At 55.6% G+C, this 10539-nt stretch carries 12 protein-coding genes and 3 tRNA genes; 2 read left to right on the top strand and 13 right to left on the bottom strand.

The genetic code is table 11. The features are described from left to right. Positions 1–381: aromatic amino acid transport family protein (locus PFH44_RS20765; protein WP_283826010.1), on the top strand; the 381-nt coding region annotated here is incomplete at its 5' end. A gap of 29 nt (positions 382–410) precedes the next feature. On the opposite strand, the gene PFH44_RS20760 is transcribed toward PFH44_RS20765, so the two are convergent. The 9 genes from PFH44_RS20760 to uvrY form a co-directional block, all read right to left on the bottom strand. Beyond that, positions 411–1079 carry a YecA/YgfB family protein gene (locus PFH44_RS20760; protein WP_045859644.1) on the bottom strand — a complete coding sequence of 223 codons (669 nt, stop codon included), beginning with the start codon at positions 1077–1079 and terminating at the stop codon, positions 411–413. 86 nt (positions 1080–1165) lie between these two features. Further along, positions 1166–1741 carry a DUF805 domain-containing protein gene (locus PFH44_RS20755; RefSeq protein WP_241723343.1) on the bottom strand — a complete coding sequence of 192 codons (576 nt, stop codon included), beginning with the start codon at positions 1739–1741 and terminating at the stop codon, positions 1166–1168. Between the two features lie 187 nt (positions 1742–1928). Next, positions 1929–2870, bottom strand: a complete 942-nt coding sequence (locus tag PFH44_RS20750) for a metallophosphoesterase (protein WP_283826009.1) — start codon at positions 2868–2870, stop codon at positions 1929–1931. 207 nt (positions 2871–3077) lie between these two features. Continuing rightward, positions 3078–3163: transfer RNA gene (locus tag PFH44_RS20745), tRNA-Leu, on the bottom strand. A 13-nt stretch (positions 3164–3176) separates the two neighbouring features. After that, positions 3177–3250: transfer RNA gene (locus PFH44_RS20740), tRNA-Cys, on the bottom strand. 40 nt (positions 3251–3290) lie between these two features. Then, positions 3291–3366, bottom strand: a tRNA-Gly gene (locus PFH44_RS20735). Between the two features lie 151 nt (positions 3367–3517). Next, positions 3518–4066: a CDP-diacylglycerol--glycerol-3-phosphate 3-phosphatidyltransferase gene (gene pgsA / locus PFH44_RS20730; RefSeq protein ID WP_045859282.1), complete on the bottom strand. Its 549-nt coding sequence runs from the start codon at positions 4064–4066 to the stop codon at positions 3518–3520. A 57-nt stretch (positions 4067–4123) separates the two neighbouring features. Further along, positions 4124–5956 carry an excinuclease ABC subunit UvrC gene (gene uvrC / locus PFH44_RS20725; RefSeq protein WP_045859284.1) on the bottom strand — a complete coding sequence of 611 codons (1833 nt, stop codon included), beginning with the start codon at positions 5954–5956 and terminating at the stop codon, positions 4124–4126. Further along, the gene (uvrY, locus tag PFH44_RS20720; protein WP_041146271.1) at positions 5953–6609 is read right to left on the bottom strand and encodes a UvrY/SirA/GacA family response regulator transcription factor; all 657 of its coding nucleotides are present in this window, start codon (positions 6607–6609) and stop codon (positions 5953–5955) included. The genes uvrC and uvrY overlap by 4 nt, the downstream gene beginning before the upstream one ends. Positions 6610–7069: 460 nt before the next feature. Between uvrY and PFH44_RS20715 the strand changes: the two genes are divergently transcribed. Continuing rightward, a complete protein-coding gene (locus tag PFH44_RS20715; protein WP_041146272.1) occupies positions 7070–7294 on the top strand; it encodes a DUF2594 family protein in 225 nt (74 codons plus the stop codon). Between the two features lie 67 nt (positions 7295–7361). On the opposite strand, the gene sdiA is transcribed toward PFH44_RS20715, so the two are convergent. The 4 genes from sdiA to PFH44_RS20695 form a co-directional block, all read right to left on the bottom strand. Continuing rightward, positions 7362–8084 (bottom strand): transcriptional regulator SdiA, encoded by a 723-nt coding sequence (gene sdiA, locus PFH44_RS20710; RefSeq protein ID WP_283826008.1) that lies wholly within the window; start codon positions 8082–8084, stop codon positions 7362–7364. 565 nt (positions 8085–8649) lie between these two features. Next, complete coding sequence (gene tcyN / locus PFH44_RS20705; protein ID WP_283826007.1) at positions 8650–9402, bottom strand: L-cystine ABC transporter ATP-binding protein TcyN; 753 nt, start codon at positions 9400–9402, stop codon at positions 8650–8652. Then, entirely contained in the window at positions 9399–10067 is a 669-nt protein-coding gene (gene tcyL, locus PFH44_RS20700) for a cystine ABC transporter permease (protein WP_045859290.1), read from the bottom strand. Before tcyL ends, tcyN begins: the two co-directional genes overlap by 4 nt. Before the next feature lie 15 nt (positions 10068–10082). Beyond that, positions 10083–10539, bottom strand: a 457-nt coding sequence (locus PFH44_RS20695) for a pyridoxal-phosphate dependent enzyme (protein ID WP_283826006.1), incomplete at its 5' end; no start/stop codon positions are given.

Here is a 10539-nt window from a genome sequence, read left to right as displayed (position 1 = left end):
TTTGCCGATCTGGCGCTGGCCACGTCGTTCCTCGGCGTCGCGTTGGGGTTATTTGATTATCTGGCCGACCTGTTTCAGCGTAAAAATACGCCGGGCGGGCGCATGCAAAGCGGCGTCATCACCTTTGTACCGCCGCTGGCCTTCTCGCTGTTCTACCCTCGCGGCTTCGTAATGGCGCTGGGCTACGCGGGCGTTGCCCTCGCCGTGCTGGCGCTGATGCTGCCTGCGCTGCTGGTCATGAAGAGTCGTCAGCAGCATCCGCACGCGACGTGGCGGGTTATCGGCGGAACGCCGGCGCTGTGGCTGGTCCTGCTGTGCGGTATCGCTATCGTGTTGATTCAGTTTTGTATCGCGGCCGGCGTTTTGCCTGCCGTCGGATAAAAGAGTAAGGGGCCTGTCGGCCCCTTATTTTATTTCGCTAAGCAGCACTGCTTATATTTCTTGCCGCTGCCGCACGGGCAGGGGTCGTTACGTCCAACTTTGGCATCATTTCTGATCGGCTGCGGCACCTCTGCCGGCTGCGCATGCTCCGTCCAGTATTGATAAAGCGCCAGCGCCGCGGGTTTAATACGCTCTACGCTGGCGAGAAAATCATCGACGGAGAGCGCTTCAACCGCCGGGAACTGCGCTTCCGTCCCGTGCAAAGCGATGATATCGAGCTCAGCCTGCAGCTCCGCCGGTAAAGCGGTCCAGCTGCCCAGGCCGACGCCGCGCATATAGCCAAAGCACCACTCGCCAACGATAGTCAGCTCCTGGCCTTCCTCTTCCCGCGTGCCGAACAGCGGCTCGAACTGCTCCGGATAGTCGTCCAGGCGCTCGGCAACATCGCTCATATGCTGCAGGGTGAGGTTAACGAAGCGGTCACGCTCGCGATCGTTGGCCCAGCGCGGTACGTTGTCGGCACCGCCCCAGATAGCCAGCAGCCACTGGGCGGGTTCAATCTCGGCTGGCCCGGAGAGGATCGCCGTCAGCAGGCCATCAAGCTCGGAGACATCAAGGATGGCGCCGTCGGTGGCGTATTTCGACAGGATATCGTCCAGCCATTCAAGTTCGCTTTCGTTCAGGGGTCCGGTTTTCATAAACAGGCTCGTCGTCTTAGAAAAATGGCGCATACAGTAGCGGAAATGCCGGGAGAAAACCACCCGGCGCGGGCATTCTGCGCGGGTTAAATATCCTTAATAATGCTCGAGCGCATGGTTTCATATTCACTTTCGCTGATCGTACCGTCATCGCGCATCTTTGTTGCCTGGGCCAGACGCTCTCTGACATCTTCGGCGGAAGAAACCGGGGCGCTCTGCGCGCCGGGAGGTGCGCTGTCGCCGTTATCCTGCTGAGCGTCGCCAAAGCGGTTAGCCCCGTCGGTGCCCCGGGCAAACAGCAGCCAGATGGACATCACCAGCGACATGATTCCGCCAGCGACCATCAGCCATACCCATGCTGCCGCCCCACCTTCTTCTACGGTGCCGGCAACGCCAATCAGGCCGATAATCAGGATCAGGAAAGGCGCCAGCAGCCACCAGCCGGATTTGTTCAGATCGTGCAGGCGTCGTACCGCCACCGCGATACCGGGAATAATGATAATCAGGCTAAACAGCCCGCCGATAACCGGGATCAGCCCCAGTACCGCTGACAGTACAAAGTTAGCGACGGTAAATACGGCGTACTCTTTGCGCGCCGAGCGGCCGCGAAAGGTGGCATATTTGCGAAAACAGTTACCGTAGCTTTCAAGCAACGTGGCCATAAGATCCCTCATTAAAAATAATTATTATTGCCGTGACGGCATATTGTCCCAAAGGCGGTTTATCCGGCCGCAGGCGCGCGCCGGAGCGCTATTTTACCGCAGTTTTCCCGAAATGTGCCGCAGAAAACTGAGGGCTTGACCGCCGGACGTCATCGCTGTAGCTCTGCCCTTAAGCGGAATATCAGCCTCAAACGCTGACGCTGACGAAGCGCCCGTTTGTCACCTCCGTCTGGCCGGCGTCATAAATCCACGCTCGCAGCGGATAGTTCGCTTTTGCCGCATTATAATCAACGCACACTACCCGCTCGCTCAGCGCCGCCGGTTCGCCAGATAGGGTATAGTGCCCAACGACAACCGGAACCTCGGGCAAAACGTAAGCGCTTTTTTCCAGCGCCATATCCGGGATGCTGCTAACCATCTCGGGCTGAACCTGGGCAATCTGCCGGTAGGTTGTTGCCTCGTTAAGCCACCAGCGGATGCGAATATGGCGCCGCTCGATCCCAGTTTTATCCTCGAAGCTGTAGCCTGCAGGCAGCGCCAGCTCTGGCCCCTTGAGTATCGTCTCCAGCAGGCGGAACAGGACGTGCTGTTTATCGAAGGCGTGTACCCAGCTCTCCGGCTTCAGCCGGTTCTCTTCGTCGAGCCACGCGCGAAGCCGGGCAATAGCGCTCTCGTCCCAGCACGCGTGCACCGCACGGATATCGCCAAAATCAACGAACAGCGGCAGGGTTTTAAACCACTCGACCCACAGCAGGTGCTGAGCGCTGTCTTCCGTGACGTCGTTGAGGAAGGCCTGATGCTGACGGCGGTTATTCGCCGTATGCGGACGCAGGGGCTGAGCCATCTGAGGATGGCGCATCAGCCAGCCAACGGCGTTAAATTCGTGATTGCCCATCAGGCAAATGGCGCGCCCCTCGGCAACTTCTCTCCTCACCTGCTCCAGCACCGACGTATGGTCGATGAGGCTCCCCGGCTGATTATCAATAAGATCGCCGACAAAAATCAGCAGGCTGCGATCCAGATCTTCCCGGGATCGCAGATGGGCCAGCAGGGCGGAAAGCTTGCCATACTGGCCATGAATATCACCAATAAATATTTTGCGGCTCTTAGTCTGGCCTGAAGCGGGCATCAGAATTCCTTGTGCTTTTTTAGTGGGTGCGACCTTACGGATAGTAACAGGGTTGCCGGGCGAAGCCTCGCGCAATGAGGGGACCGGCTGAAGGGCAGGATAATATGATGAGGTGATATTATGAATGGCGAGCTGCAGGCACAAAAAAACCACCCGTAGGTGGTTTCACGACACTGCTTATCATTGATTTTATTCGTTTTATCCCAATGGTACCCGGAACGAGACTTGAACTCGTACAGCCTATGGCCGAGGGATTTTAAATCCCTTGTGTCTACCGATTCCACCATCCGGGCTCGGGATGTAAATTGGAGGCGCGTTCCGGAGTCGAACCGGACTAGACGGATTTGCAATCCGCTACATAACCGCTTTGCTAACGCGCCTTTAATGCTGCAACACCCGCAACTGCCGATGTTTTTAAACTGGAGCGGGAAACGAGACTCGAACTCGCGACCCCGACCTTGGCAAGGTCGTGCTCTACCAACTGAGCTATTCCCGCATTATCAAGCTAATTTGCTAATCACTTGATTTTGTTATCGTCTGGCAAGCCATGCTGCCGTTCGATGCGTTGCATTCTACTTACCTGGCGCAATGAGTCAACGATATTTTTTAAAACCTTGCGTCGTTTGCTGAAAATTACGCCGAAACGATCACTGATCAAGCAAATCGCCGCGCGCCGCGTTCAAATATTGCAGCATCGACCACAGAGTCAGCACCGCCGCCACGAGGAACAGCGCGATCCCAGCCCCTTCAACCCACTCATTTGGACGCCACAGCATCCACACCAGCGCCGTCATCTGCGCCGTCGTTTTGACCTTACCGATCCAGGAAACCGCTACGCTGCTGCGTTTACCCAGCTCGGCCATCCATTCGCGCAGGGCAGAGATAATGATTTCACGGGCGATCATCGTCGCCGCCGGCAGAGTGACCCACCAGGTGTGGTAATGCTCGGCAACCAGCACCATCGCAATTGCCACCATAACCTTATCCGCTACCGGGTCGAGAAACGCGCCAAAACGGGTGCTCTGATTCCAGCGGCGCGCCAGATAACCATCAAACCAGTCGGTTACCGCGGCGACAAAGAAGATCAGCGCACAGGCAAAGGGTGCCCATACCACGGGAAGGTAAAACGCCAGCACAAAAAACGGTATCAGGATGACGCGAAACAGAGTAAGCAATGTAGGGATATTAAATTGCATAGTGACGGGTAACTATCTGTTAGAAGTAAAAATTAGCCCTATGTTGCTACAGAGCCCCTAATGTTTCAACGAGTAGAAGATCTTTTCTGCCAGACCGTGAGATATACCCGGTACTTTGGCTATCTCTTCGACGCTGGCTTTCTGTAGCCCCTGCAGACCGCCCATATACTTCAGCAGCATCTGCCGACGCTTTGGCCCTACTCCTTCGATAGTCTCCAGCGTGCTGGTACTTTTCACTTTTGCCCGCTTTTTACGATGCCCGGCAATGGCATGATCGTGCGACTCATCGCGGATATGCTGAATGACGTGCAGCGCGGGAGAGTCCGGCGGCAGGCTAAAACCTTCGCCCTCGGGCTCAAAGAATAGCGTTTCCAGGCCCGCCTTACGATCGCTACCTTTTGCTACCCCTAATAATAGAGGATGATGTTTATCCCAGGCCACGTCCAGCTCGGCAAACACGCTTTTCGCCTGCCCAAGCTGCCCTTTACCGCCATCTATCAGGATAACGTCAGGGATCTTGTTCTCTTCGATAGCTTTACCGTAGCGCCGACGCAGAACCTGATTCATCGCCGCATAGTCATCCCCCGGCGTGATCCCGGTAATATTGTAGCGGCGATACTCGGCGCGCAGCGGCCCGTTGCTGTCAAACACCACGCACGAAGCGACGGTCTGTTCGCCCATCGTGTGGCTGATATCAAAGCACTCCATGCGCTTCACCGCCGGCAGCTTGAGCAGCGTCGCCAGCGCCTGCAGGCGCTGATGGATGGTGGACTGCTGAGACAGTTTGGTCGTCAGCGCCGTCGCGGCATTGGTGCGCGCCAGCTTAAGATAGCGCGCGCGATCGCCGCGGGGTTTCGTCTGCACATTCACGCGCCGCCCCGCCAGCTCTGAGAGCGAGTCGGCGAGCAGGGTTTTATCGCCAAGATTAAAGTCGAGCAGAATCTCCCCCGGCAGGGTACGCATCTGGCTCCCCTGCAGATAGAACTGGCCGACAAAGGTCTCCACCACTTCCCCTAGCTCGGTGCCGCCGGGGACCTTAGGGAAATAGCTGCGGCTACCCAGCACTTTCCCCTGGCGAATAAACAGCACGTGAACGCAGGCCATACCCGAATCAAAGGCGACGCCGATAACGTCCAGATCGTCGCCATTATTTGAGACAAACTGCTTCTCCGTCACCCGACGCACGGCCTGGATCTGATCGCGAATGCGCGCCGCCTCTTCAAACTCCAGCGCCTGGCTGGCCTTCTCCATGCGGGCAATAAGCTGCGTCAGGACCTGATCGTCTTTGCCGGCAAGGAACAGCCGCACGTATTCAACCTGCTGGGCATACTCCTCCTCGCTAACCAGCCCCGCTACGCAGGGGCCCAGACAGCGGCCAATCTGATACTGCAGGCACGGACGCGAGCGGTTGCGATAGACGCTATTTTCACACTGGCGAACGGGAAAGATTTTTTGCAGCAGCGCTAAGGTTTCGCGAACCGCATAGCCGTTCGGGAAAGGACCGAAATATTCGCCTTTGGCGTGCTTAGCGCCGCGATGGGTCGCCAGCCGCGGATGGGTATCGGCGCTGAGAAAAATAAAGGGGTAGGATTTGTCATCACGCAGCAGCACGTTGTAGCGCGGCTGGTACAGCTTGATATAGTTATGTTCAAGCAGCAGGGCTTCCGTTTCGGTATGGGTTACCGTCACGTCTATTTGCGCTATCAGCGCGACCAGGGCTTCGGTTTTACGCGAAGCCAGATTGCTGCGAAAATAGCTGCTTAGCCGCTTTTTCAGATCTTTTGCTTTACCAACGTAGATAACGGTACCGCCAGCATCATACATCCGATAGACGCCCGGCTGGCTGGTTACTGTCTTCAGGAAAGCTTTGGCATCAAAAACATCACTCACAGACTTGCTAACGACTCCGCATTACACAGGCCATGGCGGATTGCCAGGTGGGTCAGCTCAACGTCACCGTGGATGTTTAATTTACTGAACATCCGATAGCGATAGCTGTTCACCGTCTTGGGACTCAGATTCAGCTGCTCTGAGATCTCATTGACCTTCTGACCTTTAGTGATCATCAGCATAATCTGCAATTCTCGTTCAGACAAACTGGCAAACGGCGATTCCGTTTTTTCCGGCTCGATCTGGCTGAGCGCCATCTGCTGGGCAATATCCGAAGCGATATAGCGCTGACCTGATGCCACGCAGCGAATCGCATTGACCACTTCCTGCGGCGCGGCGCCTTTGCTCAGGTAGCCCGCAGCGCCTGCCTGCATCACCTTCGCCGGCAGCGGGTTTTCGGTATGAACGGTGAGCATAATGACTTTGGTATCGACAATGGCGCGCGCAATTTTACGCGTTGCCTCAAGACCGCCGATCCCGGGCATATTCATGTCCATCAGGACAACGTCAACGGGATTCGCCCGACACCATTTAACGGCATCCTCGCCGCAGCAACATTCGCCCACGACGTTAATCCCTTTTATATCTTCCAGAATGCGTCGTATCCCTGCGCGCACCAGTTCGTGGTCATCAACAAGAAGGACGTTGATCAAAGGAATAATCTCCAGAATTAGGGATAACACAACGGATAGTTTATCGAACCCATATTACCGGGTTTTGGCGGAATTTTAAAAGCCAAAAGTGTTCTTCAGAGGATTTATCTGTCCTTTATGGCAAGTTGTTTGCACACTTGGTGGAAACCCATACATAACAGAGAGTTGTATAAGGTGGTATTTTTAACATTCGTCATACAGAAAACGTAATAAACATAACACAATACGTAGTTGATAAAATACGAAAGAAAATATGTAACAATAATTAACTCTAAAAATCACACCAAAAATTAACAATTTGCGGGCGCCGCAGCGGGCTTTATTCAGGCAATTAAACCCTTCACAGCTCCGATCAGAGAACGTAAATTACGCGCTCCTTTTTTTTCTGCCGCTTGTGGTATACTGCGCCGCTTTAAGATTTAGTATTGCGCAAAAGCGCCGATAGCAAACGAGGATATCGATGAGCACACCAGATTTTTCCACTGCAGAAAATAATCAAGAACTGGCGCAGGAAGTGACCTGCCTGAAAACGCTGCTGACGCTGATGCTCCAGGCCATGGGCCAGGCCGATGCGGGTCGGGTGATTATTAAGATGGAAAGGCAAATCACGCAGATGGAAGATGAGGCCCAGGCTGCCGTATTCTCCAGCACCGTTAAGCAAATTAAACAGGCTTACCGTCAGTAACAATAAACCGGCTGAAAGTATAACTGACAGCCGGTTTCACGTCTGGCACGCAGAACAATGGGCTAGCTCAAATTAAGCCGGTGGCAACCGCATAGCAGGCTATTTGCGTTTTATTGGGTGCGTTGAATTTTCGTTGCATATTTTTTTGATGAAAATTGACGGTATTTTCTGAGATAGACAGAATTATCGCGACCTCGGCCGAGGTTTTCCCTTCCGCAGTCCATTTCAAAATCTCCAGCTCACGCCGGCTGAACTTCATTTCCGGCGGCATCACCATCGCGTCCTGCAGGCGTAACAGCGTCAACAGGCTGAGCTCAATCAGCACTCTCAAACGCATTTCTAATTCGTCTGCCGGATAGGGCCCGACGCTACGATTCTGCCCTGAGACAGAGAGGAAGCCCTGCGCGTGGTTGGGTAAGGTGAGGCACTGAGTAATCCCCTTCACCAGCCCGTGATCGCGCGCGCCGTCCCAGAGCTGCGGCGCATCCCGGAATAGCCCGTCGTTCCACGGCAGGTGACCGCGAAGAAAATTTTCCGGTCGCAGCACCGGATCGATGGCGAAATAGTTCTCGGCTTGATAGTGCGCCATCCACGCCTGCGGATAGGTCGTCTGCAGCGTCACCTTAGGGCGCGTAAAGGGCACGGGATGGCGCACGCAGAGAGCAAAATAGTCATATTCCAGCTCTTCCGCCTGCTGCTGCAGGAGATTATAAACCCCCTCTCCCGCCGAAATTGCCTGAAATTGTTGCAGCATTTCCCGCCGCCAGCTGAAAAAATCATTGTCCCTCATAACCGACCAAATAACTCCTGAGTAATTATCATTATTACAAATACAAAAACTAACACATAAATCTTATTTATATGTATAAAATATCGTATACAGCGCACATATTAGATCGTTACCGGTGCTATTCAGCGATGACGGGAGAAGAGAATGTCGCATCATTTATCTCTGCCGACGATATATTCTCAGCTGTGGGGGGAGTTTAGCGCCAATCCTGCTGCCGATATTGCCTTCTCTCAAGCGCCGCTGTCTTACCCTCTGCGATCGGATATGACGTATCGTTCCGCCAGGCTGGCCTCCACCGACGGCGGGAAAAGGGATTGTTTCGGGAAAACGCCCGGGGCGGCTGAATATAAAAATACCAATCGATAAGCAGCGTTTAATAGTTCTGCTCTCTCACACGACGCTATCGTTTAGCGCTATCGTCCAGAAAGGTTTCCACTTCGCGGCCCGGGCGCTCGGCGTTCGGGCTGGTCAAACGCCTGCGCTGTTCTCTGCGGCTGGCGGGCACGCCGGTAGCCCGGCCGCCCCGCCCTTTTCACCGGATCCCGCGACCGCAGTCCGGTAGCCGTTACTGCATCAGGAATTTTTCGAGAAACTGGCGCGTGCGCGGCTGCTGCGGATTGGCAAACAGCGCCTTAGCCTCGCCCTGCTCGACGATGCGTCCCTGATCCATAAAGATAGCCCGGTCGGCCACGTCGCGGGCAAAGCTCATTTCATGGGTTACGATAACCATGGTGCGCTTCTCCTGCGCCAGCTGGCGAATGGTATTCAGCACTTCGCCCACCAGCTCAGGGTCGAGAGCCGACGTAGGTTCATCAAACAAAATGACGTCCGGACGCATCGCCAGCGCGCGGGCAATCGCCACGCGCTGCTGCTGGCCGCCGGAAAGACGGCGCGGGTAGCTATTCTCTTTCCCGTTTAGCCCAACCTTCGCCAGCAGCTCGCGCGCCCGGACGATCGATTCGTTTTTATCTTCACCCTTGACGATAACCGGCCCTTCGATAATGTTCTCCACCACCGTACGGTGCGGGAACAGGTTGAAGTTCTGGAAGACGAAGCCGACGTGCTGGCGCAGGCGGCGAATCAGCCCCTTCTGCTGGCTGAGGCTGCGCGCGGTATCGATAGTGACGTCGCCCACCCGAATGGTGCCGCTCTCCGGCTGTTCCAGCAGGTTGATGCTGCGCAGAAGGGTCGTTTTGCCGGAGCCGCTGGGGCCGATAATCGCCACCACTTCGCCCTCCGCCACCTCCAGGTCAATACCGTGCAGTACCGTCTGTCCGTGGAACTTTTTCACCAGGTTTTTGACTTCAATGGCACTCATTTTGGATCACGCTCCTGGCGATTCAGCTGATTTTCAAAATAGTTTTGCAGCGTCGACAGCACCGTCGCCATCACCCAGTAAATCAGCGATGCGGCCAGATACATGGTGAAAACTTCCAGCGTACGGGAGGTAATAAGCTGCGCCTGGCGGAACAGTTCCGGTACCTGGATAGTCGCCGCCAGCGACGTATCTTTCACCAGGCTGATAAAGCTGTTCGAGAGCGGCGGCAGCGCGACGCGCGCGGCCTGCGGCAGCACCGCCCGACGCAGAGTCTGCCACGGCGTCATGCCGATACTTGCCGCCGCTTCCCACTGCCCTTTATCAATAGAGGCAATCGCCGCGCGCAGCGTTTCGGCGGCATACGCCGCGGTGTTCAGCGACAGACCAATCATCGCCGCCGGAATGGGATCCAGCTCAATACCAAACTGCGGCAGGCCGTAGTAAATCATAAACAGCTGGGCGATAAGCGGCGTACCGCGGAAAATAGAAATATAGACCCGCGCCAGCCACTTTACCGGCCAAAGGGGCGACATCCGCATCAGCGCAAGGATAAAGCCCAGCACCAGGCCAAAGAACATGCCGCCAATGCTCAGCTGCAGCGTAAATACCGCCCCCTTGAGGAGAAAAGGTGCGGAATCAAAAACCAGTTGGATACTCTCTTGCATTCTGTTTGTTCTGCTTTAGATATGAGGGTGGTAGGCAAACAGCGCCGGCGCTCCGCCGGTGTGTATAAATAAGATCGGCCCTTCATCCTTAAAGCGTTTCTGCTGAATACCGTCAATCAGCCCGGCCATCGCCTTCCCGGTATAGACCGGATCCAGCAGGATACCCTCAAGCTGCGCCAACAGTTTTACCGCTTCCATGCCTTCGTCATTCGGCGTGCCGTAGCCTGGCGCGAAATAGTCGTCCCACAGCGTAATCTCGGCTTTTGCCTGCAGCTCGAGGCTGTTCGCTACCGCCTGCTGCAGGGCCACAACTTTCGGCAGCTGGTCCGCCACCTTGCGCGACACGGTGACGCCAATCAGTTCGGCCCCCGGCATCAGCTGTTCCAGACCCACAGCCAGACCGGCATGGGTGCCGGCGCTGCCGGATGCCACCACGACGGACGACAGCTCTACCGCGCCTTCGCACTGCTGG

It is taken from the genome of Klebsiella sp. Ech2A, from assembly GCF_030078455.1.
In the GTDB taxonomy this organism is placed as follows: Bacteria; Pseudomonadota; Gammaproteobacteria; order Enterobacterales; family Enterobacteriaceae; genus Klebsiella; species Klebsiella terrigena.
The sequence above is the reverse complement of the archived record's forward strand: the minus strand, read 5'-3'. Positions and strand labels throughout refer to the sequence as shown.

Bases quoted from the DNA above. Each gene is read 5' to 3' on its own strand.
- PFH44_RS20715 (WP_041146272.1), top strand. From the start codon at position 7,070: ATGAGCACACCAGATTTTTCCACTGCAGAAAATAATCAAGAACTGGCG.
- tcyL (WP_045859290.1), bottom strand. From the start codon at position 10,067: ATGCAAGAGAGTATCCAACTGGTTTTTGATTCCGCACCTTTTCTCCTC.
- PFH44_RS20750 (WP_283826009.1), bottom strand. From the start codon at position 2,870: ATGCCCGCTTCAGGCCAGACTAAGAGCCGCAAAATATTTATTGGTGAT.
- sdiA (WP_283826008.1), bottom strand. From the start codon at position 8,084: ATGAGGGACAATGATTTTTTCAGCTGGCGGCGGGAAATGCTGCAACAA.
- pgsA (WP_045859282.1), bottom strand. From the start codon at position 4,066: ATGCAATTTAATATCCCTACATTGCTTACTCTGTTTCGCGTCATCCTG.
- PFH44_RS20755 (WP_241723343.1), bottom strand. From the start codon at position 1,741: ATGGCCACGTTGCTTGAAAGCTACGGTAACTGTTTTCGCAAATATGCC.
- PFH44_RS20760 (WP_045859644.1), bottom strand. From the start codon at position 1,079: ATGAAAACCGGACCCCTGAACGAAAGCGAACTTGAATGGCTGGACGAT.
- tcyN (WP_283826007.1), bottom strand. From the start codon at position 9,402: ATGAGTGCCATTGAAGTCAAAAACCTGGTGAAAAAGTTCCACGGACAG.